Genomic DNA, 17,887 nt, shown 5'->3' with positions numbered 1-17,887 from the left:
GGTCCGCGAGCAACGCGGCCCATCAGGAGGAGCGGATGCAATACGACTACATCATCGTCGGTGCAGGCTCGGGAGGTTGCGCGCTGGCGAGCCGTCTCGCGGATAGCTGCCCGGACGCGACGATCGCGCTGATCGAAGCCGGCCCGCACACGGACCGCAATCTGTTCGTCAACATGCCGGTCGGCGTGGCGGCCGTGGTGCCGCACAAACTCAAGACCAACTACGGTTATCTGACCACGCCGCAGCCGGGGCTCGGCGGACGGCAAGGGTATCAGCCGCGCGGGCGTGGCTTCGGCGGATCGAGTGCGATCAACGCGATGATCTACACACGCGGCCATCCGCTCGATTACGACGAATGGGCGGAACTGGGCTGCGAAGGCTGGTCGTGGGCGGACGTGCTGCCGTATTTCCGCCGCGCCGAAGGCAACCAGCGCGGCGCGGACGCATGGCATGGCGACAGCGGTCCGCTAACCGTCTCCGATCTGCGCTATCAGAATCCGTTTTCACGGCGCTTCGTGCAGGCGGCGATGGAAGCCGGCTACAAGCCGAATAGCGACTTCAACGGCGCGGATCAGGAAGGAATCGGCTTCTATCAGGTGACGCAGCGCGACGGCCGCCGCTGCAGCGTGGCGCGCGCTTATATCTACGACCGCGCGCGTCCCAACCTGCATACGATCGCCGACGCGACGGTGCTGCGCGTCGCCTTCAACGGTAAGCGCGCGAGTGGCGTGGAGATCGCGCGCGGCGGCCGCACGGAAACGCTCGAAGCTCGCGCGGAGGTGGTGCTGGCGGCAGGCGCCTTCAATTCGCCGCAACTGCTGATGTGCTCGGGCATCGGACCGGCGGCGCATCTGCAGTCGCTCGGTATTGCGGTGCTGCACGACGCGCCGGAGGTCGGCCAGAACCTGATCGACCACATCGATTTCACGATCAACAAGCGGGTTTCATCGATCGAGCCGACCGGCTTTTCGATTCGCGGCATTGCGCGGATGCTGCCGCAGTTCGTCACGTTCATGCGCCACGGGCGCGGCATGCTGTCGAGCAATGTCGCCGAGGCGGGCGGTTTTCTGAAGAGCCGGCCGACGCTCGACCGACCGGATCTGCAACTGCATTTTTGCGCGGCGATCGTCGACGATCACAACCGTCACATGCATTGGGGCCACGGTTATTCGTTGCACGTGTGCGTGTTGCGGCCGCACAGCCGCGGCACCGTGACTCTCGCGAGCGCGGACGCGCGAACCGCGCCGGTGATCGATCCACGTTTCTTCAGCGACCCGCGCGATCTCGACTTACTGGTGGACGGCGCGCGGATGGCGCGGCGCATTCTCGATGCGCCCTCGCTCGCGCTGCATGGCGGCAGCGAGTTGTACACACATCCTGGCCAGTCGGACGCGGAATTGCGCCGCACGATCGCGGAGCATGCCGACACGATCTATCACCCGGTGGCCACGTGCCGGATGGGCGGCGACGCGCGCTCTGTGGTCGATCCGCAACTGCGGGTGCGAGGCGTCACGGGGCTGCGGATCGTCGACGCTTCGGTGATGCCCACATTGATCGGCGGCAACACCAATTCGCCGACAGTGATGATCGGCGAGCGTGCGGCCGATCTGATCGCGGCGGCCCGTCACGAGTCGCAAGCGGCGCTGAACATGCGTCGATCGGCAGAGCCGGCATGACGGCGAATACCGCTTAAGCTTTCAGTGATGTGTCAGATTTCGCCGCCAGATATGAGACAACTTGAGCGAACGTCTGCCAATTCGTCATAAATTGTGCTGCTTCGTTTATGAGATTTCCCGAAACCTATAATCGCGCCGCAAAAAGGAGCGCGCTAGGTGGCGCGTTCGGGAACTCGAGGAAGCGAAGCGATGAGCATCAACGCAATTCAACTGATTCAGTCCGCCATGACGGACGGTGTGGTGCGGCAGCTAGCGGGGCGCTTCGGGCTGCCGGCGGACGCGACTCAAAAGGTGCTGGCCGCCGCGGCGCCGGCGCTCGTCGCCGGTCTGATGCAAAAGGGCGCGACGCTCGACGGTGCGCGTTCGCTTTTCGCGACAATTCTGTCGCCCGAAGTGAACGGCCATATTGCCGAACAACTGCCGCGCCTGATCGGCAGCACGAATTGCTTGAGTCAACTGGAAATGGCCGGGCGGCAGTTGCTCGAACGAACACTGGACCGCCGCGTCGACGCGCTGAGCGACGAAGTCGCCTTGCAAACCGGCGCGCCGGCGCACGCCACGCATGCCATGATGGGCATCGTCGGAGCAACGCTGCTCGGTTTGCTGAAACGGCATTGTCTCGAAGGTCAAGGCAACGCAGGACAACTGCCCACGCTGCTGGGCCATCAACTGCCGGTCATTGCGCCTTATCTGAACGATCGCCTGATGGCCACGCTCGGTCTGGGTGGCGTCGGCGCGTTTGCCGGCAACATTCTGGCGCAACTGAAGGCTGTTTCATCGCACATCGATCATCCGACGCCCGCGGCCAAGCCGGTGGCCGACGCGTTGTCGAACATCCACGTGCCCGCGGGCGCCGTGGTGCGCGAAGAGCGCCGTTCGCACACGTGGCTGTGGTGGTTGCTTGCGGCAATCGCGGCGGTGCTGGCGTTTCTGTTTTTGCGTGGCTGCCAGGGTGAGCAGAGCGCCGGCCGAGTCGGCGCACACAAGAGTGCCGACGCGGCGGTTACCGCGCAACCGGCTTTGGCGCCGGTTCAGGCTTCAGCCGCTGTGGTAGCTGCCAGCGATGCGGCGGCGTCGGCAACTGCCGCCAGCGCCGCGACGCCCGCCAGTTCAGCAAGCGACGCGCAGCAACCGGCCGCCGCAATCGTACCCACTCAAGACAGCCAACTCAGCTTCACCGTCGACGCCGCCGGCAAACCGACGTTGACGGCCACCGTCGGCAGCGAAGCCGAAAAGACGCAACTGTTGGACGAGCTAACCAAGCGCCTCGGTCAATACAACTTCGTGCCGAACATCACCGTGGATCCGGCCACGAAACCGGCCGACTGGCTGGCCCATTTCGACAGCCTGTTGCCGCTGCTGTCGCTGCCCGGCGCGGAAGTGAAAGTGGCCGGCACGCACATCGAACTGAGCGGCACCGCCGCGGACAAGAAGCTCGGCTGGCTCGACAAGCTGAAATCGCTGCTCGGCACGTCGTATCAGATCGGTTCGTTCGACGTCGCGCACGCCGTCGCCGATGCCAACGAGAATTTCCGCAGCGCGATCAAGAACCTGCTCACGCCGGAAAGCTCGTGCGCGGCAGCGGACGTGGTCAAAGTGCTGAACCTGCAGGTGATCAACTTCGCGAGCGCGAGCGCGCATGTGCCGGCTTCGGCGGTGGATGATCTGAAACAGTCGGCGCGCGTGCTGAACGCCTGCGCGGGCAACGGCAAGACCGCGCGGCTGGAAGTGGCGGGCTATTCGAACAACGTCGGCGGCGAACAGGCGAATCTGCAATTGTCGAAGCAACGTGCCAATGCGGTGCGCGCCTACCTCATCAAGACGGGCGTACCGGCTGATTCGCTGTTGGCGCAAGGCTATGGCCAGGCGCGTCCGGTGGCGAGCAACGACACGGCGAGCGGCCGCTTTGCCAACCGCCGCATCGAGTTCGTCGCGCAGCAGTAACTGCGGGTGGGAATCATCGCGTAAGACATGCCGCACGGTTTGCGCCGGGCGGTATTGCTTCACTCGGCGGGTCGTGCTGGGAAGGGTGTCGTGATACCGGTCACACCGATGCCGGGCCCGAGCATGAAATCGTCGGCGGCCTGGCCGGGCAGCGCCTCGCGCGCGACTTCGAGCCACGCGCGCGCGGCGTGCGACAGATAACCATTGCGGCGCCAGCCGATCGCCATTTCCCACGGAATCTCCGGTTCCACCACCGGCCGGCAGGTGAACTGCGCCGGGTCGAGACGCCGGCAATACGGCGCGGGCAACAGCGCAATGCCGACACCGGCCAGCACCAGCGCCGCCATGAAATCCCAATGCCCGCTGCGTCCGACGATGGTCGGCGCAAAGCCGGCGGTACGGCACGCGTTCAAGACGACATCGTTGAGAGCGAGACTTTCGCCATAGAACACGAAAGGCTCGTTGGCGAGTTGCGCGAGCGGCACCTCGTGCAGATCGTCCCAGTTCGAGCCCGTGCGTGCGACGAGCCACAGCAACTGACGCGTCATGGGCAGCACGTCGATATTTTCCGGATCGACGGGCTGCAGCACGCCGCCTAAATCCAATTCGCCGTTGATCAGCGCCGTCTCGATCGCGCGTGAACCCTGCTCGAACAGCTTGAGTTCGATTTTCGGATAGCGCTTGCGAAACAGGGCGATGGCCGGCGTGAAGAGCGAGCCGCCCATGGGCGGAATGCCGATGGTAAGTTGACCGCGGCCGAGCGTGTCGAGATCGTTCAGTTCCGCCTGCAATTGCGCGTGCGCCGCCAGCACGTCCTGGCCGCGCTGGTAGACGATCCGGCCGGCATCGGTCAGCACCATCTGGCGCCCGTCGCGCAGCAACAGCGGCGAGCCGATTTCATCTTCCAGCGACTTGACCATTTTGCTGATGGTCGGCTGCGTGACGAACATCTGCTCGGCCGCGACGGTGAAACTCTGCTGACGCACCACTTCGACGAAATACCGCAGCGCACGTAGTTCCACGATCTCAGGCTCCAGAATTCCAAATTGGAATGATTCGGCTGATTGTAAGTCAATATATTTATGTTGCAGAGTGCCGGTCTAGAGATGTCTCAGCCTTTTCAAGATGCGCCCGGCAGCAAGCGGAATAACATCAGAGGATTTTCACCGCCGAGCCGCCCATCACGCCCGTTCATCATGACGCCCATTTCGATCATCATTCCCTGCTACAACGGCGCGGCGACGCTCGCGCGTGCTTTGCAAAGTTGCCGGATCCAGCCTGAAGCCACGCAGATCATCGTGGTGGACGACGGCTCGACCGACGCCTCCGCGGACATCGTGGCTCAATGCGGCCGCCTCGACGCGCGCGTGGGTCTGCTGCGGATGCCTTACAACGGCGGCGCGGCGCGAGCACGCAACTGGGGCGCGATGCACGCGTCGCACGACGTGATCGCATTCCTCGACGCCGACGATGAATATCTGCCCGGCGCCCTCGCCGCCGCGAGCGCATTTCTCGCGCAAAACCCGAAGGAAATGTCCGTGCGGCTCGACGTCGAGTACGCGGATTTTCCACGTGACCTCATGGCTCACCCTGACTTCGCCGCGCATGCTGCGACGCTCAGCAATACGGTGCCGAGCGGCCTGTTCATTCGCCGGGCGGCTTATCTCGCGCTCGGCGGCTTTCCGATGGACGACGCGTTTCGCCGTATCGGCGGCGAAGACGGCGCGTTTTCGTGGGCACTGCGCGATATATTCGGCAACCCACGCCTGAGTGATGTGAAGCGCGTGCGCATGCATTACCACGCCGGCATTCACGCCGAAAGCTACTTCCGCGTTGCACTCGGACTGCAGATTCCGGATCCCGCCGATGTCGCCGAAGCGTTCCGCGTCTCCAGACAGTTTCTCGACACCGCGCGCACCGGCATCGCGCAATTGCGCGCGGCGAACGTAACGGCCGAGGCCGCCGCGTCGTAGGCCGTGCGACGCCTGCAAGGCGTCCATCACGTCGGGCTGCGCGCACGCACGAAGCACAAGAAATCCGCGCAGCCTGAAAATCCGATCCGCGCCCCGAAGCCATCTCGTTTTGCTACAATCGCCGTTCGTCTTCGAGGAGCGTTGCGACGGGTACCGCGAATCAGCTATTCGCCGGCCGCCCGCCAGGCTCGGAGACTTCAATCGGAGGGCTGGATGCGCATAGCGCTTTCCTGGCCACCGCATCGAACCGCGCTCACGTCAAATTTCTAGTCACTACTTAGAAAGGAGGGCGTGATGAACGCCGCAGTTATCGATTCCAAAAATTCCCAGGACTTCGTTGTTGCCGACATGTCGCTTGCCGACTGGGGCCGCAAGGAACTCAACATCGCCGAGACGGAAATGCCCGGTCTCGTGCAAACGCGCGAAGAGTACAAGGCGCAGCAGCCGCTGAAGGGCGCGCGCATTGCAGGTTCGCTGCACATGACGATCCAGACCGGCGTGCTGATCGAGACGCTGACCGCGCTCGGCGCGGACGTGCGCTGGGCTTCGTGCAACATCTTCTCGACGCAGGATCACGCCGCTGCGGCAATCGCCAAGGCCGGCACGCCGGTGTTCGCATTCAAGGGCGAATCGCTCGACGAGTACTGGGAATTCTCGCACCGCATTTTCGAATGGCCGAACGGCGAATTCGCCAACATGATCCTCGACGACGGCGGCGACGCCACGTTGCTGCTGATCCTCGGCTCGAAGGCTGAGAAAGACCGCTCGGTGATCTCGAAGCCGACGAATGAAGAAGAAGTCGCGCTGTACAAGTCGATCGCTTCGCACCTCGACGCGGACCCGACGTGGTATTCCACGCGTCTCGCGCACATTCAGGGCGTGACGGAAGAAACCACGACCGGCGTGCACCGTCTGTATCAGATGGAAAAAGAAGGCCGCCTGCCGTTCCCGGCGATCAACGTCAACGACTCGGTCACCAAGTCGAAGTTCGATAACCTGTACGGCTGCCGTGAGTCGCTGGTCGACGGCATCAAGCGTGCGACCGACGTGATGATCGCGGGCAAGATCGCCGTGGTCGCCGGTTATGGCGACGTGGGCAAGGGCTGCGCGCAATCGCTGCGCGGTCTCGGCGCAACTGTGTGGGTCACCGAAATCGATCCGATCTGCGCACTGCAAGCGGCGATGGAAGGCTACCGTGTCGTGACGATGGAATACGCGGCGGACAAGGCCGACATCTTCGTGACGGCAACCGGCAACTACCACGTGATCGGCCACGACCACATGAAGGCGATGCGTCACAACGCGATCGTCTGCAACATCGGTCACTTCGACTCGGAAATCGACGTTGCGTCGACCCGCCAGTACGAGTGGGACAACATCAAGCCGCAAGTCGACCACATCATTTTCCCGGACGGCAAGCGCGTGATCCTGCTGGCTGAAGGCCGCCTCGTGAACCTGGGTTGCGCGACGGGCCACCCGTCGTTCGTGATGTCGAACTCGTTCACGAACCAGACGCTCGCGCAGATCGAACTGTTCACGCAAGGCGACAAGTACGAGAACAAGGTGTACGTGCTGCCGAAGCATCTGGACGAGAAGGTCGCACGCCTGCATCTGGCGCGCATCGGCGCGAACCTGACCGTGCTGTCGGACGATCAGGCCGGCTACATCGGCGTCGACAAGAACGGTCCGTTCAAGCCGAACCACTACCGCTATTAAGCGCGTCGCGGCGTTTTGACCGCATGACAGTTTGACGACAGAGCGGCGCATCATGCGCCGCTTTGTCCGCCATGCCTGCCGCTTTGCGCGCTTTTCCCGTTATCGGACATCCTGCCAAAGGAGCTCTACATGACTTTGCTGCTGACCTGGCTGATCAACGCGCTTGCGCTCCTGATCATCACCTACCTCGTTCCGTCGATTCATATCCGCAGTTTCGGCACCGCCTTGATCGTCGCGGTGGTGCTCGGATTGATCAACACGGTCCTGCGGCCGGTGCTGATTTTGCTGACGCTGCCCGTCACGATTCTCACGCTCGGACTGTTCATTCTGGTGGTCAATGCGCTGTGCTTCTGGCTGTGCGCGTCGCTCCTGAAGGGCTTCGAAGTGTCGGGTTTCTGGTCGGCGTTCATCGGCTCGATTCTGTACAGCATCGTTTCCTGGCTGCTGTCCGCGCTTATTTTCGGCAACCGCAGTCTCGGTTGACCCACTGAATCATGAACCCGATCGAACTATCATTCGAATTCTTCCCGCCGAAAACGCAGGAAGGCGTCGACAAGCTGCGCGCCACGCGCGCCCAGCTCGCTACGCTCAAGCCCAAGTTCGTGTCCGTCACGTTCGGCGCCGGCGGCTCGACGCAACAGGGCACGCTCGATACCGTCGTCGAAATGGCGAAGGAAGGGCTCGAAGCGGCGCCGCACGTGTCGTGCATCGGCTCCTCGAAAGAGAGCTTGCGCGCGATCCTCAACGAATACCGCGCACATGGCATCCGCCATATCGTCGCGCTGCGCGGCGATCTGCCGTCCGGCATGGGCGAGGTCGGCGAGTTGCGCTACGCGTCGGAACTGGTGAGCTTTATCCGCGCCGAGTTCGGCGACTGGTTCTGGATCGAGGTGGCCGGCTATCCGGAATACCATCCGCAGTCGCGCTCGCCGCGTCACGATCTGGACAACTTCGCCCGCAAGGTGAAGGCCGGCGCCAATTCGGCCATCACGCAATACTTCTTCAACGCGGACGCGTACTTCCGTTTCGTCGACGACGCTCGGAAGCTTGGCGTGGATGTGCCGATCGTGCCGGGCATCATGCCGATCACGAACTTCTCGCAACTGATGCGTTTCTCAGAAATGTGCGGCGCCGAAGTGCCGCGCTGGATCGCTCGGCGGCTGGAAAGTTTCGGCGACGACCGTGAGTCGATTCGCGCGTTCGGGCTGGATGTGGTGACGGACTTGTGCGGGCGCCTGACCGACGCCAAAGTGCCGGGCCTGCACTTCTACACGCTGAACGGCGCCGCGGCGACCAAGGCGATCTGCGAACGGCTGGGCGTTTAAGCATCCGCCACGTCGTTGAGACGAAACCGCGCGGTTCATTAGGCTGCGCGGTTTTTTTTCGTGCGGCGAACGGGCGCCACGAAGGGCTCAGAGTGGGCGCTGGGGCCTGCGCGCGAATACTGTGCGAGCGCCGCACGGCTTCGGGCGATTGAAGGGCGACCGCGATTCCATGCGCGATAAAGCAGGAACAACGGTTCCAACGAGCGAAATCGGCCGCCACGACTGCTGCGCCGCAACAAGCGCGCCAGCCCAAGCCAACCTTGCGGCGCGTAAGCCCGGATTGAACCCGATTTTTGTGCTGTCTATGATCAAAGCGCAGCTGACGTGGCTGCTGTGCGGAGAACGTGATGACGGTACCCAAGTTGCTGTTTGCAGTTCGCCAAACCTGCCTTCCGGCGCTCGCCGCCTGTGCGGTCCTGAGCGCCGGCCTGGCACCCGCCGCCGCCGACGCGGCCAAGCTGCCCGACAAGACGCTCGTTTTCTGCTCCGAAGGCAGTCCGGCGGGCTTCGACAGTGCGCAGTACACCACCAGCGTCGAGTTCAGCGCCGGGTCGTACACGGTCTATAACCGGCTGATCGAGTTCGCGCACGGCAGCACGGACATCGAACCGGGCCTCGCCGAAAAATGGGACGTATCGCCGGACGGGCTGACCTATACGTTTCATTTGCGCCACGGCGTGAAATTCCAGACCACGGCGTTCTTCAAGCCGACGCGCGAATTTAATGCGGACGACGTCGTCTTCACCTATCAGCGCATGCTCGATCCGGAGCAGCCGTTCCGCAAGGCGTACTCGGTGCCGTTCCCGTATTTCACCGATCTGGGCCTCTCCAAGAACATCGCGAAGGTCGAAGCGGTCGACCCGTACACGGTCAAATTCACGCTGAAGGAAGTCGACGCGCCGTTTTTACAACAGATCGCGATGCCGTTCGCGTCGATACTTTCTGCCGAATACGGCGATCAACTATTGAAAGCGGGTAAAGCGTCGGATATCAATCAATATCCGGTCGGCACCGGCCCGTTCATTTTCCGCAGCTATACGAAAGACGACACGATTCGCTTCGACGGTAATCCCGATTACTGGAAGCCGGGCGTCGTCAAAGTCGGCAAGCTGATATTCGCGATTACCGTCGATCCGGCCGTGCGTCTGCAGAAACTGAAACGCGGCGAATGCCAGGTGATGGCGTATCCGCGTCCCGCCGATATTCCGACGGTGAAAACCGATGCATCGCTCGTCATGCCGAACGAGGTGGGTTTCAATCTCGGATATATCGCGTACAACACCACCAAGAAGCCCTTGGACAACGTGCTGGTGCGCCGCGCGCTCGATATGTCGATCAATAAGAAAGCGATTATCGAATCGGTGTATCAGGGTGCGGGCCAGACGGCGACCAACCCCATGCCGCCGACCCAGTGGGGCTACGACAAGAATCTGAAGGACGCCCCGTACGACACGGAAAAAGCCAAAGCGCTGCTGAAGCAGGCGGGTTATCCGGACGGTTTCGATTTGACGTTGTGGGCCATGCCGGTTCAACGGCCTTATAACCCGAACGCGCGCCTGATGGCGGAAATGCTGCAATCCGATTGGGCGAAGATCGGCGTCAAGGTGAAGATCGCGACTTACGAATGGGGTGAATATATTCGCCGCGCCCATGCCGGCGAGCATGAAGCGATGCTGATTGGCTGGACGGGCGATTATGGCGATCCGGATAACTGGCTTGGGGTATTACTGGGTTGCGACGCGGTGAGCGGCAGTAACTTTTCCAAATGGTGCTACAAACCTTATGACGATCTGATCAAAAAGGGCCGTAGTACGACTGATCTGTCGCAGCGCACCAGTGCCTATACTCAAGCCCAGGAGATCTTCAAGGATCAGGTCCCGTTCACGCCGATCGCCCACTCCACGGTGTATCAGCCGATCAGCAAAAACGTCACCGGCTTCAAGATCGACCCGTTCGGCCCGACGCAATTCATGAACGTGGGCCTGAAATAACGCCGGCAGGCCGTTTTTTGCTGAAGCGACCTTCTAAAGCCGCACGTTCCGGCCAGCGCCGGCGTGCGGCTGCTCTTATGCCGGAATGGTTTCCGATCGTGCGCGCTGCGTGGGATCGGAGTAACGGCTACAGCGCTAACTCCGATCGACATTGGGAATTTCCTCCGCTTGGTGCTGTGAGCCAAGCTCAAGTAATATCGCGCTACGCCGGCGGGAGCCGGCCACGAACCTGGAGGAAACATGAAGCAAAACAATCTGTTGCGCGCCGCGCGTGTTACGACGCTCGTCGCAGCTGCAGCGGCATCGATGGTGGGCGCAAGTGTCGCGCGCGCCGAGATTCCGAATAAAACCCTGGTCTACTGCTCAGAAGGCAGCCCTGCGGGTTTCGATCCTGCCCAATACACCACGGGCACCGATTTCACGGCAAATACGTTCACCGTCTACAACCGCCTCGTCGAATTCGAACGCGGCGGCACCAAAGTCGAACCGGGCCTCGCCGAAAAGTGGGATGTCTCCGCGGACGGCAAGACCTACACGTTCCATCTGCGTCATGGCGTGAAGTTCCAGACCACGTCGTTCTTCAAGCCGACGCGCGAATTCAATGCGGACGACGTCGTGTTCACGTTCCAGCGCATGCTGGACCCGAACTCGGCCTTTCATAAGGCTTACCCGGTCCAGTTCCCGTACTTCACGGACATGGGCCTCGACAAGCTGATCACCAGCGTCGAAAAGGTCGACCCGTACACGGTCAAGTTCACGCTGAAGGAAGTCAACGCGCCGTTCATCCAGAATCTGGCAATGGAATACGCGTCGATTCTGTCGAACGAATACGGCGACCAGTTGATGAAAGCCGGCAAGGCCGCCGACATCAACCAGTTCCCGGTCGGCACGGGCCCGTTCATCTTCCGCAGCTACACGAAGGACGCGACGATCCGCTTCGACGGCAATCCGGATTACTGGAAGCCGAACACGGTGAAGATCTCCAAGCTGATTTTCTCGATCACGCCGGACGCCGGCGTGCGCGTGCAGAAGATCAAGCGCGACGAATGCCAGGTGATGAGCTATCCGCGTCCGGCCGACATCGCGCCGCTGAAGGCTGAAGCGAACATCGCAATGCCGTCGCAACCGGGCTTCAACCTCGGCTACCTCGCGTACAACGTCACGCACAAGCCGGTCGACAAGGTCGAAGTGCGTCAGGCGCTCGACATGGCGATCAACAAGAAGGCGATCATCGACTCCGTGTACCAGGGCGCTGGCCAGGCCGCCACGAATCCGATGCCGCCGACCCAATGGTCGTACGACAAGAACCTGAAGGGCGCGTCCTACGATGCGGACAAGGCCAAGGCCCTGTTGGCCAAGGCCGGCTATCCGAACGGCTTCGACATCACGCTGTGGGCGATGCCGGTGCAACGCGCATACAACCCGAACGCCCGCCTGATGGCGGAAATGATCCAGGCCGACTGGGCCAAGATCGGCGTGAAGGCGAAGATCGTCACGTATGAGTGGGGCGAGTACATCAAGCGCGCTCACGCAGGTGAGGACGACACGATGCTGATCGGCTGGACCGGCGACAACGGCGATCCGGACAACTGGCTCGGCACGCTGCTCGGCTGCGAAGCGGTGAACGGCAACAACTTCTCGAAGTGGTGCTACAAGCCGTTCGACGACCTGATCCAGAAGGGCCGTGTCACGTCCGATCAGGGCGCGCGCACGACGGCTTACATGCAGGCGCAGCAGATTTTCGCGCAGCAACTGCCGTTCTCGCCGATCGCTCACTCCACGGTGTACCAGCCTGTCAGCAAGAAGGTAGTGGATATGCGTATCGAACCGCTCGGCTATGCGCGTTTCGACGGCGTCAGCATCAAGTAACACGGTTAATGAGTCGTCAAGCAATTCGTAAAATTCGCGCAGTACGCTTTTCGCACGGTTAGAAAACTGGTCGAAATGGTCCGGCGACCGGGGTCACGAGCCCTCGTCGCCGGTTGCGTTTTTTCTTCACCAAGACCATAGGGACAAAACCATGTTCCGCTTTGTTTTGCGCCGCATCGGCATGGTGATTCCGACTTTCATCGGCATCACGATCCTCGCGTTCGCGCTGATTCACCTGATACCGGGCGACCCCATCGAAGTGATGATGGGCGAGCGCGGCGTCGATCCCGCCATGCACGCCGCGGCAATGCACCGGCTCGGGCTCGACGAATCCCTGCCCATGCAGTACGTCCACTACATTGGACGCGCGCTGCACGGCGACCTCGGCACCTCGATCATCACCAACACCAGCGTGATGGGCGAATTCCTCGCACGCTTTCCCGCTACCGTCGAACTGTCCATCTGCGCGATGCTGTTCGCGCTGATCGTCGGCTTGCCGGCGGGCGTGTTCGCAGCCTTGCGGCGCGGCACGGTGGTCGATCACGGCGTGATGGGCACCGCACTGACCGGCTACTCGATGCCGATCTTCTGGTGGGGCTTGATCCTCATCATGGTGTTCTCCGTGAAGCTCGGCTGGACGCCGGTGTCCGGCCGTATCGCGGTCGAATACGACATACCGCACGTGACCGGCTTCATGCTGATCGACGCGATGATGTCCACCGACGAAGGCGCGTTCAAGTCCGCGCTGAGCCATCTGATCTTGCCGGCCATCGTGCTCGGCACGATTCCGCTGGCGGTCGTCGCTCGCATGACGCGTTCGTCGATGCTCGAAGTGCTGCGCGAGGATTACATCCGCACCGCGCGCGCGAAGGGTCTGTCGCCGGGTCGCGTGATCGTCGTGCATGCGTTGCGCAATGCGCTGATTCCGGTGGTGACAGTGATTGGCCTGCAGGTCGGCACGCTGCTCGCGGGCGCTGTGCTAACCGAGACGCTGTTTTCGTGGCCGGGTATCGGCAAGTGGCTGATCGACGCGATCGGCCGGCGCGACTATCCGGTGGTGCAGGGCGGTATCCTGATGATCGCCACGCTGGTGATTGTCGTGAACCTCGTCGTCGATTTGTTGTACGGCGTGCTGAATCCGCGCATCCGCCATACGAGGTGAACTGAAAATGGCAGACATACAAAACACAGTCCCCCAGTCGGTCACGCCTCCAAGTGGCCGCGCTATCGCCGCCCGTGAATTCTGGGCGAATTTCTCGCGTAACCGTGGCGCGGTCAGCGCCGGCGTCATCGTTCTCGTGCTGATCGTCATCGCGATCTTCGCGCCGCTGATCGCGCCGCACAGTCCGATCGAACAGTACCGCGACTTCGTGAAGATTCCGCCCGCCTGGCTCGAGGGCGGCAGCTGGAAGTTCATTCTCGGCACCGACGAAGCGGGCCGCGACATCCTCTCGCGTCTGATGTACGGCGCGCGGTTGTCGTTCTGGATCGGCTTCGTCTCGGTGGTGCTCGCGCTGATTCCGGGCGTCGTGCTCGGTCTGATCGCGGCGTTCTTCGAGAAGTGGGCCGACACGCCGATCATGCGCATCATGGACGTGCTGCTCGCATTGCCGTCGCTGCTGCTCGCCGTCGCGGTGGTGGCGATCATCGGTCCGGGTCTCGTCAACACGATGCTCGCGATCGCGATCGTCGCGCTGCCGGGCTATGTGCGTTTGACGCGTGCATCGGCACAAGGCGAGTTGCAGAAGGAGTACGTGACGGCTTCGCGCGTGGCGGGCGCCGGCACGATGCGTTTGATGTTCTCGCAAGTGTTGCCGAATTGCACCGCGCCGCTGATCGTGCAGGCTACGTTGGGTTTTTCGTCGGCGATTCTCGATGCCGCGGCACTCGGTTTTCTCGGCCTCGGCGTGCAACCGCCGTCGGCGGAGTGGGGCGCGATGCTGGCCTCGGCGCGCGATTACATCGACAGCGCCTGGTGGATCGTCACCATGCCGGGTCTGTCCATCCTGATCTCGGTGCTCGCGATCAATCTGCTCGGCGACGGGCTGCGCGACGCACTCGATCCCAAACTGAAAAGGATGGCGTAAATGAGCAGCCTATTGACCATCCGCAATCTCGCGGTGAACTTCAACGGCCTGCCCGCTGTCGACCGGATCAACCTCGATGTCGCGCCGGGCGAAGTGGTCGGCGTGGTCGGCGAATCGGGCTCGGGCAAGAGCGTGACGATGATGGCGCTGATGGGCCTGATCGACGCGCCGGGCATCGTGACCGCCGACGAAATCACCTTCAACGGCAAGAACCTGCTGAAGGCATCGGCCAAAGAGCGCCGCAAGATCATCGGCAAAGACATCGCGATGGTGTTCCAGGACGCGCTCACCAGTCTGAATCCGAGCTACACCGTCGGCTATCAGATCAAGGAAGTGCTGAAGCTCCACGAAGGCTTGCGCGGCAGCGCGTTGGACAAACGCGCGCTGGAACTGCTCGATCAGGTCGGCATTCCCGATCCGAAAGGCCGCATCGGCTCGTTTCCGCATCAGATGTCGGGCGGCATGAACCAGCGCGTGATGATCGCCATGGCGATCGCCTGCAACCCCAAACTGCTGATCGCCGACGAACCGACCACCGCGCTCGACGTGACGATCCAGGCGCAGATCATGGAGTTGCTGATCAAGCTGCAGAAGGAACGCGGCATGGCGCTCGTGCTGATCTCGCACGATCTGGCGGTGGTGTCCGAAGTCGCGCAACGCGTCGCGGTCATGTACGCTGGCGAAGTGATCGAAACCAACAAAGTGCCGGACATCTTCGCCGCGCCGCATCATCCGTACACGGAAGCGTTGCTGGCGGCGATTCCCGAGCACAATGTCGGCGCCGTGCGGCTCGCTGCATTGCCGGGCATGGTGCCGGGCCGCGACGACCGTCCCAAAGGGTGTCTGTTTGCGCCGCGCTGCAAGTATGTAGTCGACGACTGCCTGAAAGCGCGACCGGCACTCGCACCGATGCAAGGTCACGCTGAAGTGGCGCGCGTGCGCTGCATCAAACCTTTGAACCTGAGCGGCGACGCCAACGTTCACACCCATGGAGGCGCACGATGAACGCAGTACTCGAAACGCGGCGCCAGTCGGACCATGCGGGCGACCACGTGCTGGTCGCGGAGCAACTGGCGCGCTATTACACGGTCAAGCGCGGCATGTTCGCGTCCGGAACCGTGAAGGCGCTCAATGGTGTCTCGTTCGCGCTCGAGCGCGGCAAGACTTTGGCGGTGGTCGGCGAATCCGGCTGCGGCAAATCGACGCTCGCGCGTCAACTCACCATGATCGAAGCGCCCACCGCGGGGCGTCTCTTGATCGACGGTGAAGACGTGGCCGGCGCCGATCACGCGAAGATCGCAGCACTGCGGCGGCGCGTGCAGATGGTGTTCCAGAACCCGTTTGCCTCGCTGAATCCGCGCAAGACTGTCGAGCAGACGCTCGGCGAGCCGCTCGCGATCAACACGCAACTGAGCGCAACCGAGCGCGCCGAACGGATCGCACAGATGATGCGCACCGTCGGCCTGCGTCCGGAACATGCGAAGCGCTATCCGCATATGTTCTCCGGCGGTCAGCGGCAACGTGTGGCGATTGCGCGCGCGATGATTCTCGACCCGCAGATCGTGGTCGCCGACGAACCCGTGTCGGCGCTCGACGTGTCGATCCAGGCGCAGATTCTTAATCTGTTCATGGATCTGCAGGAACAGTTCAAGACCAGCTACGTGTTCATCTCGCACAACCTCTCGGTGGTGGAGCATATCGCCGACGACGTGATGGTGATGTACTTCGGCGGCGTGGCGGAGCTCGGCGACAAGAAGCGGATTTTTTCGAACCCGCGTCATCCGTACACCCGCGCGTTGATGTCGGCCACGCCTTCGATCTTCGAGGCGGATCGCACGATCAAGATCAAGCTGCAAGGCGAAATGCCTTCGCCGCTGAATCCGCCGTCGGGTTGCACGTTTCATCAGCGCTGCCCGTACGTGATCGACCGCTGCCGCAGCGAGGAACCGAAGCTGCGTGAAGTGGATGGCCGCCAGGTGTCGTGTCACCGCGCCGAGGAGGTGGGGGACATGGATGCCTGATGGCTTGGCGGCGCGTCGTCTTGCGCGCCGCTTGCGTGATGGCGGCCTGAACGCCGCTTCAACGCGGCGCTGGAGGGCGCGTGCACTGGCTGGTGCCGCGCTCTTCGGCGTTTGTTCTGTATTTCATCTGGGTGTAGGTCCGTTCGGCGTCGCGCATGCTGCCGGGGCCGCCGCCAATGCACCCGCGCAGGCGGGGCGTCCGGCGCTGCCGGTGCCTAACATGCCGGCTCCGCCACGCACCGGCTTGCCGGGCTCCAATCCGCCTCCCGCTTCACCGCCTGCCTTGCCGGGCACCACGGCGAGCGGCCCGGTGCGGGCGCAGCCGGCGCGCATGCCGTTCTATGTCGCGACACGCGGCACGACCACCATCTACGTGCTCGGCACACTGCATGTCGGCGATCCCGCCGACTACCCCGCCGATCAACCTTTCCGAGCCCCGATCCTCGGCGCGCTCGCCGCCTCGCCGACGCTGGCGCTCGAACTCTCGCCCGACGAACTGCTGGTTTCGCAAGACGACGTCTCGAAGTACGGCGTCTGCCGACGCGACTGTCTGCCGGGACTGCTGCCTGATCCTTTGTGGCGCAAGCTCGCCCTCCGGCTGCACGGCAACCCGGCGGCACTCGATGCCATCAAGAAGATGCGGCCGTGGCTCGCTTCGTTGCTGGTCGAAACCTACGATTCTCTGAGTGCCGGCCTGCAGACCGAGTACGGGTCGGAAGCGCAACTGCAGAACGTCTATCTGCGCACGCGCGGCAAGATCGTCGGTCTCGAAACCTTGTCGCAGCAGATGCGCGCTTTCACGGGTCTGTCGCTCGCGCAGCAGCGCGAGATGCTGGCGCAGGATCTGGTGCAGACGCCGGCGGAAAATGTCGCGGACGTGCGGACCTTGCATCGGCTGTGGCGTGTGGGCGACGCGGATGCGATCGCCGCCTGGCAGGCCGCGAAATCCGAAAAGCTGGCCCGTGACAAACGCATCTCCGATTCGATCGACAACAAGATCGTCTATGACCGCAACCGGCGCTTCGTTTCGCGAATGCTGCTGATCGCCGCGCCGAACAAGCCGGTTTTCGTGGCGATCGGCGCGCTGCATCTGGGCGGCCGCAAGGGCGTGCTGCAGCTTTTGCGGCAGCACGGATTTATGGTCGAGGCGGGGTGAGGTTCATCGGAACCGAACACGAAAAACAGACGTAACGACTCAAACGTCCTAAACCGGATCGGCCGTTCGGCCATCATAGGAACCGGTCTCTGAAGCACCCAGTCCGACGTACACGTATGCCGCAAAATG

General features: G+C 62.5%; 14 protein-coding genes and 1 riboswitch. Of the genes, 13 read left to right on the top strand and 1 reads right to left on the bottom strand.

The genetic code is table 11. The features are described 5' to 3' along the window. Positions 1–35 precede the first annotated feature (35 nt). Together PQR54_RS00395 and PQR54_RS00390 are read left to right on the top strand one after the other, a co-directional pair. Positions 36–1,676: a GMC family oxidoreductase gene (locus tag PQR54_RS00395; protein WP_408243618.1), complete on the top strand. Its 1,641-nt coding sequence runs from the start codon at positions 36–38 to the stop codon at positions 1,674–1,676. Positions 1,677–1,865: 189 nt separating this feature from the next. Further along, complete coding sequence (locus PQR54_RS00390) at positions 1,866–3,620, top strand: OmpA family protein (RefSeq protein WP_408243617.1); 1,755 nt, start codon at positions 1,866–1,868, stop codon at positions 3,618–3,620. A gap of 59 nt (positions 3,621–3,679) precedes the next feature. On the opposite strand, the gene PQR54_RS00385 is transcribed toward PQR54_RS00390, so the two are convergent. Further along, positions 3,680–4,642, bottom strand: a complete 963-nt coding sequence (locus tag PQR54_RS00385) for a LysR family transcriptional regulator (RefSeq protein ID WP_408243616.1) — start codon at positions 4,640–4,642, stop codon at positions 3,680–3,682. A 174-nt stretch (positions 4,643–4,816) separates the two neighbouring features. Between PQR54_RS00385 and PQR54_RS00380 the strand changes: the two genes are divergently transcribed. The 11 genes from PQR54_RS00380 (at position 4,817) to PQR54_RS00330 (ending at position 17,758) form a co-directional block, all read left to right on the top strand. Continuing rightward, complete coding sequence (locus PQR54_RS00380) at positions 4,817–5,593, top strand: glycosyltransferase family 2 protein (protein ID WP_408243615.1); 777 nt, start codon at positions 4,817–4,819, stop codon at positions 5,591–5,593. A gap of 127 nt (positions 5,594–5,720) precedes the next feature. Continuing rightward, a riboswitch (S-adenosyl-L-homocysteine riboswitch) is annotated at positions 5,721–5,855 on the top strand. Between the two features lie 32 nt (positions 5,856–5,887). Then, entirely contained in the window at positions 5,888–7,309 is a 1,422-nt protein-coding gene (gene ahcY, locus PQR54_RS00375; RefSeq protein WP_408243614.1) for an adenosylhomocysteinase, read from the top strand. A gap of 129 nt (positions 7,310–7,438) precedes the next feature. Further along, positions 7,439–7,792: a phage holin family protein gene (locus tag PQR54_RS00370; protein WP_012434673.1), complete on the top strand. Its 354-nt coding sequence runs from the start codon at positions 7,439–7,441 to the stop codon at positions 7,790–7,792. An 11-nt stretch (positions 7,793–7,803) separates the two neighbouring features. Then, positions 7,804–8,634, top strand: coding sequence for a methylenetetrahydrofolate reductase [NAD(P)H] (gene metF, locus PQR54_RS00365; RefSeq protein ID WP_408243613.1), 831 nt, complete (start codon positions 7,804–7,806; stop codon positions 8,632–8,634). Positions 8,635–8,981: 347 nt separating this feature from the next. Next, positions 8,982–10,625 carry an ABC transporter substrate-binding protein gene (locus PQR54_RS00360; protein WP_408243612.1) on the top strand — a complete coding sequence of 548 codons (1,644 nt, stop codon included), beginning with the start codon at positions 8,982–8,984 and terminating at the stop codon, positions 10,623–10,625. A 240-nt stretch (positions 10,626–10,865) separates the two neighbouring features. Then, positions 10,866–12,494 carry an ABC transporter substrate-binding protein gene (locus tag PQR54_RS00355; RefSeq protein ID WP_408243611.1) on the top strand — a complete coding sequence of 543 codons (1,629 nt, stop codon included), beginning with the start codon at positions 10,866–10,868 and terminating at the stop codon, positions 12,492–12,494. A 151-nt stretch (positions 12,495–12,645) separates the two neighbouring features. Then, positions 12,646–13,656, top strand: coding sequence for an ABC transporter permease subunit (locus tag PQR54_RS00350; protein WP_091798153.1), 1,011 nt, complete (start codon positions 12,646–12,648; stop codon positions 13,654–13,656). Positions 13,657–13,663: 7 nt separating this feature from the next. Continuing rightward, positions 13,664–14,581: an ABC transporter permease subunit gene (locus PQR54_RS00345; RefSeq protein WP_408243610.1), complete on the top strand. Its 918-nt coding sequence runs from the start codon at positions 13,664–13,666 to the stop codon at positions 14,579–14,581. Continuing rightward, entirely contained in the window at positions 14,582–15,586 is a 1,005-nt protein-coding gene (locus tag PQR54_RS00340) for an ABC transporter ATP-binding protein (RefSeq protein WP_106303434.1), read from the top strand. After that, positions 15,583–16,602 carry a peptide ABC transporter ATP-binding protein gene (locus PQR54_RS00335; RefSeq protein ID WP_408243609.1) on the top strand — a complete coding sequence of 340 codons (1,020 nt, stop codon included), beginning with the start codon at positions 15,583–15,585 and terminating at the stop codon, positions 16,600–16,602. Before PQR54_RS00340 ends, PQR54_RS00335 begins: the two co-directional genes overlap by 4 nt. Next, positions 16,595–17,758: a TraB/GumN family protein gene (locus PQR54_RS00330; RefSeq protein ID WP_408243608.1), complete on the top strand. Its 1,164-nt coding sequence runs from the start codon at positions 16,595–16,597 to the stop codon at positions 17,756–17,758. The genes PQR54_RS00335 and PQR54_RS00330 overlap by 8 nt, the downstream gene beginning before the upstream one ends. Positions 17,759–17,887: the final 129 nt, after the last annotated feature.

This window comes from Paraburkholderia phytofirmans (assembly GCF_046028095.1).
Taxonomy (GTDB): Bacteria; Pseudomonadota; Gammaproteobacteria; order Burkholderiales; family Burkholderiaceae; genus Paraburkholderia; species Paraburkholderia phytofirmans_A.
The sequence above is the reverse complement of the archived record's forward strand: the minus strand, read 5'-3'. Positions and strand labels throughout refer to the sequence as shown.

Excerpts from the sequence above, each read along its gene's own strand:
- PQR54_RS00340 (WP_106303434.1), top strand. The coding sequence starts at position 14,582 with ATGAGCAGCCTATTGACCATCCGCAATCTCGCGGTGAACTTCAACGGC.
- PQR54_RS00370 (WP_012434673.1), top strand. The coding sequence starts at position 7,439 with ATGACTTTGCTGCTGACCTGGCTGATCAACGCGCTTGCGCTCCTGATC.
- PQR54_RS00395 (WP_408243618.1), top strand. The coding sequence starts at position 36 with ATGCAATACGACTACATCATCGTCGGTGCAGGCTCGGGAGGTTGCGCG.
- metF (WP_408243613.1), top strand. The coding sequence starts at position 7,804 with ATGAACCCGATCGAACTATCATTCGAATTCTTCCCGCCGAAAACGCAG.
- PQR54_RS00355 (WP_408243611.1), top strand. The coding sequence starts at position 10,866 with ATGAAGCAAAACAATCTGTTGCGCGCCGCGCGTGTTACGACGCTCGTC.
- PQR54_RS00330 (WP_408243608.1), top strand. The coding sequence starts at position 16,595 with ATGCCTGATGGCTTGGCGGCGCGTCGTCTTGCGCGCCGCTTGCGTGAT.
- PQR54_RS00390 (WP_408243617.1), top strand. The coding sequence starts at position 1,866 with ATGAGCATCAACGCAATTCAACTGATTCAGTCCGCCATGACGGACGGT.
- PQR54_RS00335 (WP_408243609.1), top strand. The coding sequence starts at position 15,583 with ATGAACGCAGTACTCGAAACGCGGCGCCAGTCGGACCATGCGGGCGAC.
- PQR54_RS00345 (WP_408243610.1), top strand. The coding sequence starts at position 13,664 with ATGGCAGACATACAAAACACAGTCCCCCAGTCGGTCACGCCTCCAAGT.
- PQR54_RS00360 (WP_408243612.1), top strand. The coding sequence starts at position 8,982 with ATGACGGTACCCAAGTTGCTGTTTGCAGTTCGCCAAACCTGCCTTCCG.
- PQR54_RS00380 (WP_408243615.1), top strand. The coding sequence starts at position 4,817 with ATGACGCCCATTTCGATCATCATTCCCTGCTACAACGGCGCGGCGACG.
- ahcY (WP_408243614.1), top strand. The coding sequence starts at position 5,888 with ATGAACGCCGCAGTTATCGATTCCAAAAATTCCCAGGACTTCGTTGTT.
- PQR54_RS00350 (WP_091798153.1), top strand. The coding sequence starts at position 12,646 with ATGTTCCGCTTTGTTTTGCGCCGCATCGGCATGGTGATTCCGACTTTC.